This window comes from Bradyrhizobium sp. ORS 285, from assembly GCF_900176205.1.
Classification (GTDB): domain Bacteria; phylum Pseudomonadota; class Alphaproteobacteria; order Rhizobiales; family Xanthobacteraceae; genus Bradyrhizobium.
Genome location: NZ_LT859959.1, coordinates 675,449 through 692,776 on the forward strand (window position 1 = coordinate 675,449; position 17,328 = coordinate 692,776).

The window sequence follows — 17,328 nt, forward strand, 5'->3', positions numbered from 1 at the left end:
ATCGTAGACTTCAGCAGGTCACCGCTCGGCTCACAATTTGTAGGCGGTGCGGAAGCCGCCCCAATGCCGGCCGCGGACGCGGATCGGCACGTCGATCTCGCGCATCATGACGGTGTTGCCGTTGCCCATGTCGCGCGCGTAGCTCTGGATCAGATAGGGCCGCTGGTTGCGGCCCGCCGCCAACCCCGCCGGATCGTTGAAGATGCGGCGGTTGCGGCAGTTGGCGGTGTTGAAGGCGACATCGCCCGGCCGCTGCGGATGCGAGTAGATTTTGTTGTGCACTGGCAGATAGCCGTTGCGATCGATCGCGACGCAGAACGCCATCCGCTGATCCCTGGCCAGGAACGCCTCCTGAAACGACGGCAGCGCACGCTCGGCCCAATCGAGAATCCGGCTGCGATGCTGCTGCGGATCGGTGCCGGCGATCTCGACATAGCTGGCGTCGAACATGTCCTCGAGCGTGATCTCGCCGCGGGCAACCGCGCTCTCGAACATCCGGTTCAGCTCGGTGCCGGCCTCCATGGCCCGGGTGACGAACTCGTTGTTCTCCTCGTGCAGCGCCCAGAGCTTGTCCTCGATCTTCTCGCGCAGCTCCGCGCTCGGCGCATCGAACCGCGCCTGGGCGCCGGCCTTGACCTGCTCGGTGATAACAAGCCGGCAGGGGCCGACATCCTCGAGCACGGCGTCGAGGCGCTCGTTGGTGGCGAGGCGGCTGGCGTCGGGACCGGTGATGAGGATGCCGTCGTTGGAGATCTCGTAGACCGGCGCGGTGATTGCGCGCGCGCCCGATTTGAACTCGAGCTTGAGATGACAGGGCAGGCGCTCGCTGCCGCTGCGCGCGGTGCGATCGCCCTGGCGCAGCAGCACGGCGCAGCGCGCCTTCAGCTTCTGGGCATACATCGTCACCGCGCGGCCAGCGCTGGTGACGCGCTCGCCATAGCTCTCGGCCTGCTGGGTGGCGCTGCCGATATCGGCGGCGCTGTCGACCACGGAGGAGATGAATTGCGAGGCCTGCGCCGCATTATCAGACATCTCGCCGGTGGTCTGGTTCTGCTCGGCGACCGCGCCATTGACGTTGGTGAACACCGGCCGGATGGCCTCGATCGCCTGGGCGATGCGATGCACGGCGTCGGCGGAGCCGGCGGCGTCCTTCTGCAGCGCCTCGATCTTGCGGGTGATCTCCTCGGTCGCGTTCTGCGTCTGCACCGCCAGCGCCTTCACCTCCGTCGCAACCACGGCGAAGCCGCGGCCGGCTTCTCCCGCGCGGGCCGCCTCGATGGTCGAGTTCAGCGCGAGCAGCGTGGTCTGGCGCGCGATCTGGGAGATCAGATTGACGACGTTGCCGATCGCCGCCGACGAGTCGCGCAGCCGGTCGACGTTCTCACGCGCTTCCTGGGCGGCGGCGCTGGCCTGGTCGGCGAGCTGGCCGGCGTCCTGGACCTGGGCGCGGATGCCATGGGCGGATTGGGTCACCTTCTCGGCCGCCTGGGCGAAGGTCGCGGCCGTGCCTTGGGCTGCGCTGCTGCGCCCGCTCAGCGCGTCGGCGCGCTGGCGGATATCGGTCAGCGTCCCCGCCGTCGCCTCGGCGCCGCTGGCGACCGCATTGGCGGCCCGCTCCAGCTGGCGGATCATGCCGCCGAGTTCGAGTTCCAGGAGATCGAGAATGGCCTTGGCCGAATCATCGGGCGTCGCCGACGGCTCGGGCGCAGCGACCGGCTGCGGCTCGACCACCGGCGCGGGCGTGGGGGCCCGTCTTGCAAGGAAACCAAACGCCATTGGGGTGGACCCCTGGTCGCGCGTGAGAAGGTGCAGAAGGCCGGTATCCTTGCACTTGACAGTGAAGCCATGGTTAACATTTGGCTTATGAGGGCAGGCGGTGCGGCGGCCCCGAATACCGCTCGCCCCCCTTGAAACCACCCCAAATCTTTGATTTTGACGATTCCCGGCCTATAAGGCCGCGCTTCCCGCAACTGACCTCCAGACGATTGCAAGAGACCTCGCATGGCCGGCCATTCCCAATTCAAGAACATCATGCATCGCAAGGGCCGGCAGGATGCGATGAAGTCCAAGCTGTTCGGCAAGCTGGCGCGCGAAATCACCGTCGCGGCCAAGCTCGGTACGCCGGATCCGGCGATGAACCCGCGCCTGCGCGCCGCCGTGGTCGCCGCCCGCGCCGAGAACATGCCGAAGGACAATATCGAGCGCGCCATCAAGAAGGCGCTCGGCGGCGAGGGCGAGAACTACGCCGAAATCCGCTACGAGGGCTACGGCCCGGGCGGTGTCGCCGTGATCGTCGAGGCGCTGACCGACAACCGCAACCGCGCCGCCTCCGACATCCGCTCCTACTTCACCAAGTCCGGCGGCAACCTGGGCGAAACCGGCTCGGTCTCGTTCATGTTCGACCGCGTCGGCATCATCGAATTCGACAGCAGCGTCGCCTCCGACGACGCGGTGCTGGACGCCGCGATCGAGGCCGGCGCCGACGACGTCATTTCGGGCGAGGGCGGCCACGAGGTCTATGCCTCGCCGGACAGCTTTCACGAGGTCGCCAAGAACCTCGAAGCCAAGTTCGGCGAGCCGCGCAAGGCGGCGCTGACCTGGAAGCCGCAGAACACGGTGGCCGTCGACGACGAGACCGGCGAGAAGCTGGTGAAGCTGATGGATCTGCTCAACGAGCACGACGACGTCCAGAACGTCTACGCCAATTTCGAGATTTCCGACGCGCTGATGGCCAAGATGGGCGGTTGACGGACGGTTAACCACGAAGCTCCGGCCGTTCCGTTTATGTTTCCTCCGGGGCGGCGCGAGGCTATCTCTAACCCATGAAAGCCCAGCCGATTCGCGCAGCAATCCGCATCATCGGGATCGATCCCGGCCTCCGCCGCACCGGCTGGGGCGTGATCGAAAGCGAGGGCAACCGGCTGATCTATGTCGGCTGCGGCTCGGTCGAGCCGCCCGACGACCTGCCGCTGGCCAGCCGCCTGCTCGCGATCCATGAGGGACTGGCGAAGGTGCTGGCTGACTTCCAGCCGCTGGAGGCCGCGGTCGAACAGACCTTCGTCAACAAGGATGGCGTCGCCACCTTGAAGCTCGGCCAGGCCCGCGGCATCGCCATGCTGGCCCCCGCAATGTTCGGAATTTCGGTGGCCGAATACGCCCCCAACCAGGTCAAGAAGACCGTCGTCGGGGCAGGGCATGCCGACAAGGGGCAGATCGCGGTGATGCTCAAGATCCTGCTGCCGAAGGCCGAGCCGCCGTCGGCCGATGCGGCCGACGCACTGGCGATCGCGATCACCCACGCGCATCACCGCCAGGGCCAGGCGCTGCGCATGAAGGTGGCCGGCCTATGATCGGCAAGCTCAAGGGCCTGATCGATTCCTATACCGAGGATTTCGTGATCCTCGATGTCGGCGGCGTCGGTTACCAGGTGCACTGCTCGGCGCGGACGTTGCAGGCCTTGCCGTCACCGGGTGAAGCCGCCACATTGTCGATCGAGACCTATGTGCGCGAGGACCAGATCAAGCTGTTCGGTTTTCGCTCGGATGTCGAACGGGAATGGTTTCGTCTTTTGCAGACCGTGCAGGGCGTCGGCGCCAAGGTCGCTCTTGCCGTGCTCGGCACCTTGCCGCCGGCCGATCTCGCCAACGCGATCGCGCTACGCGACAAGGCCGCGGTGGCGCGTACCCCGGGCGTCGGCCCGAAGGTCGCCGAGCGTATCGTGACCGAGCTGAAGGACAAGGCGCCGGCCTTTGCCGATGTCGATCCCGGCGTGGTGCGGTTGTCCGGTGCGATCGAGGAATCGCGCGCGCCGCAGCCGATCGCGGATGCGATCTCCGCGCTCATCAATCTCGGCTATGGCCAGCCGCAGGCGGCCGCGGCCATCGCCGCTGCCTCGCGCACGGCCGGCGACAAGGCCGAGACCGCGCAACTCATCCGCCTCGGCCTCAAGGAGCTGGCGAAATAGCCGCGCGCCGCTGTGACGGACGCGCAGAAGGACAACGATCTTCCCCATGGTGAGCAAGAAGGACAAGGAGCTGATCGAGGCGGCGACTTTGGCGGTGAAGAACCGCTACCGCAACGATTGGCAGGAGGTCGGCGCGGCCATGCGCACCCGCGACGGCCGCATCATCACCGGCGTCAACATCGACGCCTATCTCGGCCGCAACGCCGTCTGCGCGGAGGCCATCGCCATCGGCCGCGCCATCACCGAGCACGGCGACCATGGTATCGAGACCATCGTGGCGGTGCGCCATCCGAAGCCCGGTGAGCCGGGTGAGGTCTCAGTGGTGTCGCCCTGCGGTACCTGCCGCGAGCTGATCCATGACTACGACGCGAAGGCGCGCGTCATCGTGCCGTCGAACGGCAAGGGGCCTGACGTCGTGACCATCGGCGAGTTGCTACCGAACAAGTACCGGCGCGGCAACGAATGAAGCCGCCTGCGCGCATGGTGAGCCCGGAGCGGCGCTCCGACGATGTCGGCGACACCGCGCTGCGTCCGCAGCAGCTGTCGGAGTTCGTCGGCCAGCAGCAGGCGCGCGCCAATCTGTCGATCTTCATCGAGGCGGCGCGCAAGCGCGGCGAGGCGCTCGATCATGTGCTGTTCGTCGGTCCTCCGGGTCTCGGCAAGACGACGCTGGCGCAGATCGTCGCGCGCGAGCTCGGCGTGGGTTTCCGCGCGACGTCGGGTCCTGTGATTGCCAAGGCCGGCGATCTCGCGGCGCTGCTGACTAATCTCGAAGAGCGCGACGTGCTGTTCATCGACGAGATCCATCGCCTGAGCCCCGCGGTCGAGGAGGTGCTCTATCCCGCGATGGAGGATTTCCAGCTCGACCTCATCATCGGCGAGGGCCCCGCCGCGCGCTCGGTCAAGATCGATCTGTCGAAGTTCACCCTGGTGGGCGCGACGACGCGCGCGGGCCTGCTGACCAATCCGCTGCGTGACCGGTTCGGCATTCCGATCCGGCTGAACTTCTATACTGTCGAGGAGCTCGAAGGCATTGTCACCCGCGGTGCCCGCGTGCTCGGGATTGGCATGACCCCCGATGGCGCCAACGAGATCGCCCGCCGCGCTCGCGGCACGCCGCGCATCGCCGGTCGGCTGCTGCGCCGTGTGCGCGACTTTGCCTCCGCTGCCGACGCCAGCGCGATCGACCGAGCCATCGCGGATCACGCGCTGAGCGCGCTGGAGGTGGATGCAGCCGGACTCGACGCGATGGACCGGCGCTATCTCTCGACCATTGCGCTGAACTACGGCGGCGGCCCGGTCGGCGTCGAGACCATGGCGGCGGCGCTGTCGGAGCCGCGCGATGCGATCGAGGACATCATTGAGCCTTATCTGATCCAATGCGGCTATCTGCAGCGTACCCCGCGCGGCCGGCTGCTGACCTCGCATGCCTTCAAGCATCTCGGCATGGCCGAGCCCGCCAACCGCGATCAAACCCAGATCGGCCTGTTCGGCAATGACGACGATGATTAACGAATCTGCTGACAATCTGCACAGACGCACCCGAAATCGGTTGCAATGAACGAGGAAAAGGATTGCGTGCGAGGAGTTCGTCCATGCTGTCACGCCGCCGCTTTCTGAAATTCTCGGGCGCTTTCGCCGCCACCGGTTTTTCCACCGCCACCTATGGCGTCGGCATCGAGCCGCTCCGCCTCGGCGTCACCGACTATCACATCCGTCCGCGCAACTGGCCGGCCGGGCTGACACTGAAGATCGCGGCGATCGCGGACATCCACGCCTGCGATCCCTGGATGTCGCTGATGCATATCGACGGCATCGTGCAGCGAACCAATGCGCTGAAGCCGGACCTGATTGTCCTGCTCGGTGACTACGTGGCCGGTCACCGTCATCATCTCGGGCGCATCGACGCCGCGGAGTGGGCGCCGGTGCTCGGCGGCCTCAAGGCGCCGCTTGGCGTCCACGCCATTCTCGGCAATCACGACTACTGGGACGACCGGACCGTGCAGCGCGACGGCCATGGCGCGCCATACGCCCAAAAGGCGCTCGAGACCGCCGGGATTCCGGTCTACGAGAACGAGGTCTTACGACTCACCAAGAACGGCCATGCCTTCTGGCTCGCCGGTCTCGGCGATCAGCTCGCCTATATGCCGGCGCGACGCTTCCGGCCGGTGCCGCGGATCGGCGTCGATGATCTCAAGGCCACGCTTCAGAAGGTTACCGACAGGGCACCGGTGATCCTGCTTGCTCATGAGCCCGACATCGCGCTTCGCGTGCCGGCGCGCGTGTCGCTGCAGTTGTCCGGCCACACGCATGGCGGCCAGGTCCGCGTGCTCGGCTGGTCGCCTGCGGTGCCCACGCGCAACGGCGTCAACCTCGCTTACGGCCATATCCGCACGCAGTGCGACGTGATCGTCTCGGGCGGGCTCGGCTGCAGCATCATGCCGGTCAGGATCGGCATGCCGCCGGAGATCGTGCAGGTCACGATCTCCGGGGAACAAATGGAGGTGACGTCTTAAGCTTGCGCCCGCGGCTCACTTGCGCGAAACGATTGCCATTTCCGGCGATCGAGGATTTCCAATGACCGCAAAGCATCTCGACGGCGAGATCCGCGATGGCCGTCATCACATGCAGGTCCGCGTCTATTACGAGGACACCGACTTCTCAGGTATCGTCTACCATGCCAACTACCTCCGCTTCATGGAGCGCGGCCGCACCAATCATCTGCGGCTGATGGGCGCCGAGCAGCACGCGCTGTTCGCGGAAGCCGCCAGCGAGGCCCCGGGCTTCGCCTTCGTGGTGCGCTCGATGATGCTCGATTTTATGCGGCCGGCCCGCATGGATGACGTGCTCGACGTCGTCACCTGGCCGATCGCGGTCAAGGGCGCCTCGATCACGCTGGCGCAGGAAGTCCGGCGCGGCGAGGACGTGCTGGTCAAGGCCGACGTCCGCGTCGCCTTCATCAGCGGCGGCAAGGCCCAGCCGATCCCGAAGGCGCTGCGCGACCTGATGAAGGCCGACCTTGCCTAGCCGTCAAGCCGGCGCGGTGGGCGAGATCTCCTGCGGCTTCGTCAGCAGCATTCCCTCGCGGCGCAGGCTTCCTTCGTCCAGAAGATCCTTGAGGCTGCTCTGCACGGCCTCGCGCAACGCCGCACTTGTCGTTCCAAAGCCAAACAGGCGGGCGACCGCCTGGATCAACTGGTCCTCCTCGGCGCCAAAGTTCTGCTCGACGACCTGCATGATGGCCGCCTTGATCTCCTCCGGCGGCAGCATCTCGGGCTTGCGCAAGGTCGTCGATTGCACGTCCTCGCGGTTGCGCACGACGATCGTCTGGCCGGGCACGACATAGAACGGGCCTCCAGCGATCTGCTCTTTCGCCACCGCCGCGTTCAGCGCCGCCTTTACCGCATCGCGGATGCGATTGCCGGCGCGGGCAAGGCCCCAGGCCGATCGGATGCGGACGATGATTTCCGATTCATGCACCGGCCCCTCGACGGCGACGATCTCGACGACATGCTTCGTCATCGTTGCAAGCGACGTCTCGTGCGGCTCGGTCTCCCGACGCACCCGCAGTCTGGCCTCCTCGTAGGGCGCCATCGTTGGCCTTGGGGCCAGGACCGCGGGAGGGCGGTCGTAGGTCGGCTCCGGCGCGGCGACATCGGCTTTGACTGAGGGCTCGGGCTGCTTTGCAGCAGTCCCTTTGTCGATCTCCCGCCAATGCGCCTTCGCCGCCTCGATCGCGCGCAGCACCTTCTCAGTCTCCTCGTTCGGACGGAGAAACCAGTCGGTCGACCAGATGCGATGCAGCACCCAGCCATGGGATTCGAGCACGTTCTGCCTCAGCCGATCGCGATCGCGCGCCGAGCGGGATGCGTGATACTGCGCGCCGTCGCATTCGATGCCGAGCAGGAAGCGGCCGGGCTTGTCAGGGTCGACGATCGCAAGATCGACGAAGAATCCGGCGGTGCCGATCTGGGTCTTCACATCGTGGCCGAGCGCCCGCAGCTTCGCGGCGACCTGCTCCTCGAACACGGAGTCGGGATCGCGGCCGGTCTCCTGCGCAACGCCGAGCTGTCCGGTCTGGGCGAAGGTGAGGAACGTCTTCAGTGCCGCAATGCCGCGGCCCTTGGCGCGCGACAGATCGATGTCGTCGCCTGTGATCGAGGAGAACACCTCGGAGCGCAGCTTGGCACGGGAGATCAGCACATTGAGGCGGCGTTCGCCGCCGTCCGAATTCAGCGGGCCGAAGCTCATCGAGACGAAGCCTTCCTTCGTCCGGCCGTAGCCCATCGAGATGAAGATGACGTCGCGCTCGTCGCCCTGGATGTTCTCCAGGTTCTTGACGAAAAACGGCTCGCTGGTCCCGCGGGAGAAGAACTCCTCGGTGTCGGGGCTCTCCTTCCGCAAGACTTCGAGCTGGTCCTGAATCGCTTGCCGCTGGGCCACGGAGAAGGTCGCGACGCCCAGGCTCCGTTCCGGGGTCTCGCGCGCGTGACGCATGACGGCCTCGGCCACGAGTCGCGCTTCCCTGGGATTGGTCCGGCTACTGCCGCGCTCGTAATGCGCATCGGGGTTGTAGTTGAACTTCAGCCCCATGCCGGCGACGGCGTCATACGGGCTCGGTACGATGAACAAACGATTGTCGTAGAACTGCTTGTTCGACACCGCGATCAGCGACTGGTGCTTGCTGCGGTAGTGCCAGTTCAGCATCCGATGCGACAGACCTTTGGCCAGACAGAGATCGAGAATGCTCTCGGCATCCTTCACCTGGAAAGTCGGCTGATCGTCGTCGTCACTGTCCTCCTCATCGTTTCCTGTGAGCTTTGCGAAGAAGCGCGTCGGCGGCAGCTGCCGCTCGTCGCCGACCACCACCATCTGCCGGCAGCGCGCGACTGCGCCCAACGCATCGACCGGCTCGATCTGCGAGGCTTCGTCGACGACGAGCAGGTCGAACGCCATCCCGCCGGGCTTCAGGAACTGAGCGACGGACAACGGGCTCATCAGGAAGATGGGCTTGATCTGCTGGATGACCGGACCCGCGCGCTCCAGGAGCTGGCGAATGGGAAGGTGGTTGCGCTTCTTGGCCAGCTCGCCATTGAGAACGCCGAGCGGGCCGATGCCCCCGGCGTTGCGCGGCAGCGCAGCGGCATGCTCATGGGCGATCTGGTCGCGGGCGAGCTGCATGCGTTCGAGGTCGAGCTTGCGGAAGCCGTCGACGAGCCGGTCGTGCGATTCGCCGTCGAAGCGCTTGAGCTGCGGATGCTGGGCGAAGATCACGCCGCGCATGGCGTCGTAGTAGGAATTGTCGAAGGTCTGTACCAGCGCCTCGCCCGGCAGCGTGCCATCCAGCGTGCGGTCGGCCAGCGCTGCGAGACCGTCCGCGCGGGCGAGCCGGACGCGCTCCATGAAAGCGATCCAGCGGGTGAGGCGCTCCGTCGAACTCTGCCACTCGAATAGCGTCTGCGATAGTTCGTCCACGCGAAGCTGATCGCCGGGGTCGAGCGGAATGCGGTCCCCCTCCATCTGCAGAAAATCGATCAGACGCTGAAGGCTGGACCGAAGGCCGGTGAGATCGTTCTTGAGTTCATCGATCGCCTGCCGGTCGTCAGCGGACAGCGTCAGCTGCGTCAGGCGTTGACGTGTCTCGTCATTTGCGAATGGTTTCGGAAAGGTGTTCCACCAGGCTGTCAGCTTCGCAAGCGCGTCCCAGTCCGACTGCTCCTTCTGCCAGGCAGTGCCGAAAGCCGCGCTGCCGGCGCTTTCAACGGCTTCGAAGGATTTGCGTGCTGCTTGCGCAGCGATGAGACCGTCGATCAGCAGCAGGCGCTGGTCGAGCGATTTCGGCATCGGCACCTTCAAATAGGAGGCCAGCAGCCGCATCTGTGCGCGATAGCTCGTGCTTAACACGCGAAGCCAGGAGCTGCCCTTTTCGGCGATCACCTTGCGGCAATCGGTCATCGACGCATCCCAGGCGGACTCGACGAATGCCGACTCGAATGCGGCCTTTAGTTTGGCGTAGCGGACTCCTCTGTCGACGACATCGGCAACCTCCTGCGGCCGGCTCCAGATCGGATCGCGAAGAGCAGCCTTGTCGCTCTCCGGCATCGCCGCGGCGGCTTCGGCTAGCGCCTGCAGGCCCACAGCATCTGCCAACGTCAACGGCAGCGGCACCTCCAGCAGTGCGCCGATGCGTGAGGTGCCCGTCACGACGCGTCCGAGCAGGCTTGAGATGTCGTCCAGCAGCTTGCGCAGCTCCGCCATCTCGGCAGGATCCAGCGCGTCACGGCCGACACCGCGCCACGGGTGGTGATGCGGGGGGCCGTCGGCGGCAACCCGCTCGGCAAGTTCTGCGATCAGCTCGCGCCGTCGTTCCAGGTCCAGCGGTGTCCACGACGGTGCGCCCTGCAATGGCAGCGCCGGGTGGGCGGATATTTCGCCGCAGCGGACGAGGTGGCCAAGCAGCCGGAAAGGCGTGAGCTCGCTCGGCTGATGCGGCTCGTGCATCATGTCGGCATGGTGATTGAGAGCGTTGCGACTGTCGGTCAGGCGCTGCACCAGGGTCGCCTCGCCACGCGGCATCGGCACGGTAGCGGATTTGCTGCGCTTCAGCTCTTCGAGCAGCACGCGCTTGTTCGCCTTGTTGGAGTGCAGCTCGAGCGCGAGGGAGCCAAGGCCGACGGCCTTCAGCCGCCGGTGCACGACGTCCAGCGCTGCCATCTTCTCCGCGACGAACAGCACTGTCTTCCCCTCGGCCGCAGCAGAGGCGATGATGTTGGTGATGGTCTGCGACTTGCCGGTGCCCGGTGGTCCCTTCACGACGAGGTCGCGGCCGCGAACCACTTCCTCGATCACCACGGCCTGCGATGAATCGGCATCGACGACGTGATTCATCGCGATCGGCTGGATCACGGGATCGATCTTGCCGTTGTCGGGAACGATCGGCTCGCTTGCTTCGAAACCATTCTGCAGCAGCGCCGTGATCAGCGGATGCCGGTCCAGCGCGCCGTCGCAAGGCCAGTTTTCCGGATCGAGGTCGCGATACATCAGGAACTTGGAGAAGGAGAAGAAGCCGAGGACGATCGCGTCCGGCTTCACCTCCCATCTCTTCTTGGTCGCGACAGTCTCGGCGATGCCGGCCAGATATGCTGCGATGTCGACGTCGTCCTCGTCGCCAAAATCTTCGATCTTGAGGCCGAACTCCTCGTTGAGCTTGGCCTGGAGCGAGAGATTGGGCGAGGGCGGCTCCGAGCGTGACACGAGATGGAAGCGCTCGGCTGCGCTGCTGCGCTCGAGACGCACCGGCAGCAGGACGAGCGGCGCGAAGCGTTCGGTGTCCGATTTGTCGTCCTCGAACCATTTGAGCAGTCCGAAGGCGAGGTAGAGGATGTTGACGCCCTGTTCCTCTTCCAGCGTGCGCGCGTCGTACCAGATGTCGAGCAGGCGCTTCTGCAACGCTTCTGACGATAAGCGGGTCTGGAGCCTTGTGTCGGCTGGGCGGGCTTGCGTCTCCGATTCGTTGTCGGCCTGCTTGCCGTCGACGGCCGGTGCGTTGGGCGGGGGAAGTGGCAGCGCCGGGGCCGATGCGGTTTCCTCCTCCGCAGAGGCTTGAACCTTGCTCGGAGAAAAGGTGAAGCGCTTGCCCTCCCCGAGCAGCTCGAACAGCGTTGCGGAGCGTGCGCCGACGATGTCGATGGTGCGGGTGGTCTTGGTCTTCAGCGGAATGTGCACGAGCCGGTTGCGCGTGCCCAGATCGAGCAGCGCGCGCCGGTCCGCCAGCAATCGGTCTCGTACGGATGTTCCTGCCACCTGCAATCCTCCTGCGACTCGAGGATTGCAACCCGACGTGACCGCGGTCAAGCATCGCGGCTAGGCAGCTGCCTTGTGCCTTGCGAGTTCCGCCTTGTAGAGCTCGAACTCCTCGCTGATTGCGCGTGCGATGGAGGGGCGCGCGCGCAGACGCTCGTAGTAGGCTTTCACGGCTGGCCATTTGGCGAGCTCGATCGGCGGGGTGGCCATCGTCCAGTTGATCACGGTGACGAGATAGGCATCGGCGACGGTGAAATGGTCGAGCAGAAACTCGCGGTCATCAAGATGATTGTCGAGATAGTCGAGCCGCGAGAGGTTCTTTTTCAGCACATGAGATTTCATCTCGTCGGGGGCGGTTCTGTCGAGGATCGGGATGAACAGCCCCTTGTGCAGCTCTGTGCCGATGAAGCACAGCCATTGATGCAGCCGGCTGCGGTCCATGCCGGGGTCGGTCCCGAGCTTCGCGTCGGGGAAGCGGTCGGCGACATATTGGAGGATCGCTGCGTTCTCGGTGAGCAACTCGCCGTCGTCGGTGCGGAGCGTCGGGACGAGGCCGAGCGGGTTGACGGTGCGGAAATCCGAGCCGTCGTTGCGGACGATCTTCGTCTTCGGATCGACCTCGAGATAATTTGCCGATGCGCCGGCTTCATAGAGCGCGATGCGCGTGGCGAGCGAGCAGGCGAGTGGTGAGAAATACAGGTCCATTGGACGTCTCCCTGGGGCTCCCGGCGGAGCGTTGATTGATTTTTATACTGTCTTGCATAATATGGTGCAGGTCAAGGAATTTAGTGCGAAATGGTACAAAAAAAGAAAGGGCCGCCCCAGGGCGATCCTGCAACTGGAAAAGACGTGGCGGCTGCGGAGCCGAAGCGGCGCGGGCGGCCGCGGGCCTATGAGCCGGAGGTCGCGCTCGGCAAGGCGCTCGATCTGTTCCGGACGACCGGGTTCGCGGCAACCTCGCTTGACGACCTGAGCGCGGCCACGGGCATGAACCGGCCGAGCCTTTACGGCGCGTTCGGCGACAAGCGCGAGCTCTATATCAAGAGCTACCAGCGCTACCGCGACAATGCGCGTGCCCTGATGGGCGACATCTTCCGCAACGACTGGCCGGTGCGGCGGCAGCTCGAGCAGATCTTCGCCTCGGCGCTCGACATCTATCTGTCCGGCGAAGAGGGACCGCGCGGCTGTTTCACGGTGATGACGGCCGGCTCGGAGGCTGTCGCCGATCCAGATATCCGCGCCATGGTGCAGAATGCATTGACGGAGCTCGACAAGGCGTTTGCGCATTGCTTCCGGCGCGCCAAGGAGAAGGGCGAGCTTCCCGATGGCGCCGATCCCGTCGTCCTGGCGCAACTGGCGTCGGCGACGATCCACTCGATCGCGGTGCGCGCCCGGGCGCGGGTGCCGCGGAAGGAGCTGGAGGCGATCGTCGCCGGTGCGATCGACGTGATGCTGGGCGGCAAGTAGCGTCTCAGTATCCTCTCGTGCGATCGACCAGGTTGCGCAGCGGACCGCCGGCCTCGAACGTTCCGATCTGCTCGCCCACATAGCGCGAGATCGCGTCGGCGTCGGTGTCGGCGGCATTGTGCGGCGTGAGCACCACCTTCGGATGGGTCCAGAACGGGCTGTCGGCCGGCAGCGGCTCCTGGCCGAACACATCGAGCGACACGGCGCCGAGCGTGCCGTCGTCGAGGCAGGCGAGAATGTCAGCCTCGTTCTGGAGGCCGCCGCGGCCGGCGTTGATCATGATCGGTGCGCCGAGCGGCGACGTGCGCCGGAGACCAGCGAACATCTTGCGATCGAGGATGCCGCGCGTGTCGGGCGTCAACGGCAGCAGCGACACCAGGATGTCGGTCCGCGCCAGGAAGGCGTCGAGTTGCGCCGCGCCGTGGAAGGTCTCTATGCCTGGGACGCGCTTCTCGCTGCGGCTCCAGCCGGCGACCTGGAATCCGATGCGCTTGAGCACCTCGGCGGCGTCGATCCCCAGCGTGCCCAGCCCGACTATGCCGACATTGATCGCAGCTGCCGGCCATTGATATTTCGGCGCCCAGCGCTTCACCCGCTGCGACTCGCGCAGATACAGCTCCTGGCGATGGTGCATCAGCACGTGCAGCACGACCCATTCGGTCATCCGCTGCGTGAGATCGTCGACCGCGACGCGCACCAGCGGCACGCTCGGCAGGGTCTTGTCGGCCATCAGCGCGTCGACGCCGGCGCCGAGATTGAAGATCACGCGCAGGTTCGGGAAGCCGGCGAGCTCGCCGGGGACCGGCTTCCAGACCGCCGCATAGTGCACGCTGGCCGGATCGAGGCCCGCATCCGGCAGCAGCACGACCGGACGATCGCTGCAGACATCGTTGAAGCGCGCCTTCCAGCGCTGCGGCGACCAATTGTCGGTGCCGCCATGGATCAGGAGCGCCAGCGCGCCTTTGGTCATTGCAGGGTCCTCTGAGCTTGCGTGATCTGCTCCACATACCAGATCGCGCGGACAGGCCAATCTCCGGGCATCAACACGGAGACATCGTCATGCGCAAACTGCTTCTCGCCACCGCCCTGGTCATCGCTTCCGCCGCCGCGGCCCAGGCCCAGACCATCGACGTCGGCTCGATCCTGTCGGCCAACGGCATCTCCATCGGCAAGGGTGGCGGTCAGCCGCAGGCCGGTGGCGCGGGTCTGGCACAGAGCGCCGGCCAGCAGGGGGGCCAGAGCGCCGCCGGACAAGGACAGGGGCAAGCGCAGGGACAAGGCCAAGGACAGGGCCAAGGACAGGGCCAGTTGCAGCGACAAGCCGGCCGGGCCAAGCAGCCGCGCGAAAGCGCCCAGGAGACGCGGGCGCGCAACATCGCCGCCAAATACGGCATCTCCTGGTAGGCGTGCCGTTCCTATCGGCGGAACCCGCGAAAATTGTTCGCGGGCCTGTCGGCTCCGGGCATACTCCGCCGTCTTGAAGATGAAGGGAGAGGCCTGCCGATGCTGTATGCGCTGCTTTGTTATCACGATGAGGATGTCGTCTGCGCCTGGAGCAAGGACCAGGACGCTGCCGTCATGGCCAAGCTCGCGGTGATCCAGGAGCGGCTCACCAAGCAGGGCCGGCTTGGACCGGTGGCGCGGCTGTTGCCGACGACGGCTGCGACGACCTTGCGCAAGGAGGATCCGCCGCTGGTGCTCGATGGTCCCTATGCCGAGACCAAGGAGCAACTGCTCGGCTTCTACATCGTCGACTGCGCCAATCTCGACGAGGCGCTCGACGTCGCGCGCGAGCTCGGCGAGGCCAATCCCGGCGGCTCCTACGAGATCCGTCCCGTCGGCACCTTCAGGCCGGGGGGAGCGCTGGCATGAGCGATGCGGCCTGGATCGATGCGGCCCTGACATCAGCACGCCCCCAGGCCGTCGGCGCATTGCTGCGCTACTTTCGCGACCTCGACACCGCGGAGGAGGCGTTCCAGAACGCCTGCCTGCGCGCGCTCAAGAGCTGGCCGCAGAACGGCCCGCCGCGCGATCCCGCGGCGTGGCTGATCATGGTCGGCCGCAATGCCGCGATCGACGATGTCAGGCGCACCCGGCGCGAGCAGCCGCTGCCGGAGGACGAAGCCATCTCCGATCTCGGCGATGCCGAGAGCGCGATCGCCGACCGGCTCGACGGCTCGCATTATCGCGACGACATCCTGCGGCTGCTGTTCATCTGCTGCCACAAGGAGCTCCCCGCGACGCAGCAGATCGCGCTGGCGCTGCGCGTCGTGTCCGGCCTGACGGTCAAGCAGATCGCCCGCGCCTTCCTGGTCAGCGAGGCGGCCATGGAGCAGCGCATCACCCGCGCCAAGGCGCGGGTCGCACAGGCTGACGTGCCGTTCGAGACGCCGGGCGCGGTCGAGCGCTCGGAGCGGCTGCTCGCCGTCGCCGCGATGATCTATCTGATCTTCAACGAGGGCTATTCCGCCAGCGGCGAGACCGCCGCGCTGCGCCAGCCGCTCTCCGAGGAGGCGATCCGGCTGGCGCGGCTCCTGCTGCGGCTGTTTCCAGGCGAGCCGGAGATCATGGGGCTGACGGCCTTGCTGCTGCTCCAGCACGCCCGCAGCGCGGCGCGCTTCGATGCCGAAGGCTTGCCGATCCTGCTCGACGATCAGGACCGCACGCTGTGGAATCAGCCGCTGATCGCCGAGGGCCTGGCGCTGATCGACAAGGCGATGCGGCATCGGCGCAGCGGCCCGTACCAGATCCAGGCGGCGATCGCGGCGCTGCATGCGCGCGCCGCCAGGCCCGAGGAGACCGATTGGACCCAGATCGACCTGTTGTATGGCGCGCTCGAAGTGGTGCAGCCGTCGCCGGTGGTGACGCTCAACAGGGCCGTCGCGGTCTCCAAGGTACGCGGCGCCCAGGCCGCGCTCGACCTGATCGCGCCGCTCGAAGGGCGCCTTGCGAACTATTTCTATTTCTTCGGCGTGCGCGGCGCGCTGTTGATGCAGCTCGGGCGCAATGACGAGGCGCGGACGGCGTTCGATCGCGCCATCGCGCTGGCGCACAGCTCGGCCGAGGCGGCCCATATCCGCATGCAGCTCGACCGCTTGATGCGCGACGGCGCAACTGCGCAGGCCAGAGCAGGGCAATGACCCCGGGCTGAGATAGGAGCGAAAATTGTCTGCCTTCGTGTCGGCGGAGCGAGGCCTCCGGCGTCCTTGGAGCAGCATCATCGGGAGGAGCTTGGAATGTCGACGATCACCTTGGACCAGCCGGTCTCGCGCGCCGAAGTGTGGGGCGGCCGCATGAGCGGGCTGGTGATCGCGTTCCTGCTGTTCGACGGCGCGATCAAGCTCGTCCCGCTCGATGTCGTGACCCAGACGATGGATCAGATGGGCTATGGCGGCAGCGACGGCATGGCCCGCGCGCTCGGGCTGATCACGCTGTTCTGCACATTGCTCTATGCGCTGCCGGCGACCTCGCTGCTCGGCGCGATCCTGCTCACCGGCTATCTCGGCGGCGCCATCGCCTCGCATGTTCGCATCGGCAGTCCGCTGTTCAGCCACGTGCTGTTCGGACTCTATCTCGGGCTGATGGTGTGGGGCGGATTGTGGCTGCGTGACCGCCGGCTGCGCGCGCTGCTGCCGCTGCGCTGACGCATTACCTTTCCAACCACGGAGGATGACATGATCTGTCCCTATCTCACCTTCAACGGCGATTGCGAGCAGGCCCTCAAGCTCTATGGCGAGGTGCTCGGCGCCAAGGTCGACATGATGATGCGCTATGGCGAGGCGCCGCCGGAGATGCCGTGCGCGCCGGAGCACAAGGACCGGATCATGCACGTCCGCTTCTCGATCGCGGGCGATGTCGTGATGGCCTCGGATTCGCCGCCGGAATACTACCACGGCAAGCCGAACGGCATCTCGGTCTCGCTTCAGATCGCGGATCCGGCCGAGGCCGAGCGCAAGTTCAATGCACTGCTCGAGGGCGGTGCGATCACCATGCCGTTCGGCAAGACGTTCTGGTCGAAAGGGTTCGGCATGGGCGTCGACCGCTTCGGCATTCCGTGGATGATCAACTCCCCGGCTGACGGCTACGAGGCGTGA

17 protein-coding genes are annotated in these 17,328 nt (G+C 66.1%); 13 read left to right on the forward strand and 4 right to left on the reverse strand.

What is annotated here, in order from left to right; genetic code table 11:
• Positions 1-30 precede the first annotated feature (30 nt).
• Positions 31-1,776, reverse strand: a complete 1,746-nt coding sequence (locus BRAD285_RS03030; RefSeq protein ID WP_006614467.1) for a methyl-accepting chemotaxis protein — start codon at positions 1,774-1,776, stop codon at positions 31-33.
• A gap of 225 nt (positions 1,777-2,001) precedes the next feature.
• Between BRAD285_RS03030 and BRAD285_RS03035 the strand changes: the two genes are divergently transcribed.
• The 7 genes from BRAD285_RS03035 to ybgC all read left to right on the forward strand — a co-directional run bounded on the left by BRAD285_RS03035 (position 2,002) and on the right by ybgC (position 6,991).
• Positions 2,002-2,748, forward strand: a complete 747-nt coding sequence (locus tag BRAD285_RS03035) for a YebC/PmpR family DNA-binding transcriptional regulator (protein WP_006614468.1) — start codon at positions 2,002-2,004, stop codon at positions 2,746-2,748.
• 74 nt (positions 2,749-2,822) lie between these two features.
• Positions 2,823-3,350, forward strand: coding sequence for a crossover junction endodeoxyribonuclease RuvC (ruvC, locus tag BRAD285_RS03040; protein WP_006614469.1), 528 nt, complete (start codon positions 2,823-2,825; stop codon positions 3,348-3,350).
• Positions 3,347-3,964: a Holliday junction branch migration protein RuvA gene (ruvA, locus tag BRAD285_RS03045; protein ID WP_006614470.1), complete on the forward strand. Its 618-nt coding sequence runs from the start codon at positions 3,347-3,349 to the stop codon at positions 3,962-3,964. The genes ruvC and ruvA overlap by 4 nt, the downstream gene beginning before the upstream one ends.
• A 46-nt stretch (positions 3,965-4,010) precedes the next feature.
• Positions 4,011-4,430: a cytidine deaminase gene (locus BRAD285_RS03050; RefSeq protein ID WP_006614471.1), complete on the forward strand. Its 420-nt coding sequence runs from the start codon at positions 4,011-4,013 to the stop codon at positions 4,428-4,430.
• Positions 4,427-5,476: a Holliday junction branch migration DNA helicase RuvB gene (ruvB, locus tag BRAD285_RS03055; RefSeq protein ID WP_006614472.1), complete on the forward strand. Its 1,050-nt coding sequence runs from the start codon at positions 4,427-4,429 to the stop codon at positions 5,474-5,476. The genes BRAD285_RS03050 and ruvB overlap by 4 nt, the downstream gene beginning before the upstream one ends.
• Before the next feature lie 83 nt (positions 5,477-5,559).
• Positions 5,560-6,480 (forward strand): metallophosphoesterase, encoded by a 921-nt coding sequence (locus BRAD285_RS03060; protein ID WP_035648266.1) that lies wholly within the window; start codon positions 5,560-5,562, stop codon positions 6,478-6,480.
• A gap of 61 nt (positions 6,481-6,541) precedes the next feature.
• Entirely contained in the window at positions 6,542-6,991 is a 450-nt protein-coding gene (gene ybgC / locus BRAD285_RS03065) for a tol-pal system-associated acyl-CoA thioesterase (RefSeq protein WP_006614474.1), read from the forward strand.
• A gap of 3 nt (positions 6,992-6,994) precedes the next feature.
• Here the strand turns inward: ybgC and BRAD285_RS03070 are convergent, their stop codons facing one another.
• The gene (locus tag BRAD285_RS03070) at positions 6,995-11,767 is read right to left on the reverse strand and encodes a DUF3320 domain-containing protein (RefSeq protein WP_244422349.1); all 4,773 of its coding nucleotides are present in this window, start codon (positions 11,765-11,767) and stop codon (positions 6,995-6,997) included.
• A 60-nt stretch (positions 11,768-11,827) separates the two neighbouring features.
• Positions 11,828-12,472 (reverse strand): glutathione binding-like protein, encoded by a 645-nt coding sequence (locus tag BRAD285_RS03075; RefSeq protein ID WP_006614476.1) that lies wholly within the window; start codon positions 12,470-12,472, stop codon positions 11,828-11,830.
• 90 nt (positions 12,473-12,562) lie between these two features.
• On the opposite strand from BRAD285_RS03075, the gene BRAD285_RS03080 reads away from it, so the two are divergent.
• Positions 12,563-13,234 (forward strand): TetR/AcrR family transcriptional regulator, encoded by a 672-nt coding sequence (locus BRAD285_RS03080; RefSeq protein ID WP_006614477.1) that lies wholly within the window; start codon positions 12,563-12,565, stop codon positions 13,232-13,234.
• A 4-nt stretch (positions 13,235-13,238) separates the two neighbouring features.
• On the opposite strand, the gene BRAD285_RS03085 is transcribed toward BRAD285_RS03080, so the two are convergent.
• Positions 13,239-14,204 carry a glyoxylate/hydroxypyruvate reductase A gene (locus tag BRAD285_RS03085; protein ID WP_006614478.1) on the reverse strand — a complete coding sequence of 322 codons (966 nt, stop codon included), beginning with the start codon at positions 14,202-14,204 and terminating at the stop codon, positions 13,239-13,241.
• Between the two features lie 89 nt (positions 14,205-14,293).
• On the opposite strand from BRAD285_RS03085, the gene BRAD285_RS03090 reads away from it, so the two are divergent.
• The 5 genes from BRAD285_RS03090 (at position 14,294) to BRAD285_RS03110 (ending at position 17,328) form a co-directional block, all read left to right on the forward strand.
• The gene (locus BRAD285_RS03090; protein ID WP_035648269.1) at positions 14,294-14,638 is read left to right on the forward strand and encodes a hypothetical protein; all 345 of its coding nucleotides are present in this window, start codon (positions 14,294-14,296) and stop codon (positions 14,636-14,638) included.
• Positions 14,639-14,737: 99 nt separating this feature from the next.
• Positions 14,738-15,106, forward strand: coding sequence for a YciI family protein (locus BRAD285_RS03095; protein ID WP_006614480.1), 369 nt, complete (start codon positions 14,738-14,740; stop codon positions 15,104-15,106).
• Positions 15,103-16,374, forward strand: a complete 1,272-nt coding sequence (locus tag BRAD285_RS03100; protein WP_006614481.1) for an RNA polymerase sigma factor — start codon at positions 15,103-15,105, stop codon at positions 16,372-16,374. The genes BRAD285_RS03095 and BRAD285_RS03100 overlap by 4 nt, the downstream gene beginning before the upstream one ends.
• 96 nt (positions 16,375-16,470) lie before the next feature.
• Positions 16,471-16,878, forward strand: coding sequence for a DoxX family protein (locus BRAD285_RS03105; protein ID WP_006614482.1), 408 nt, complete (start codon positions 16,471-16,473; stop codon positions 16,876-16,878).
• Positions 16,879-16,908: 30 nt separating this feature from the next.
• Positions 16,909-17,328, forward strand: coding sequence for a VOC family protein (locus BRAD285_RS03110; RefSeq protein ID WP_006614483.1), 420 nt, complete (start codon positions 16,909-16,911; stop codon positions 17,326-17,328).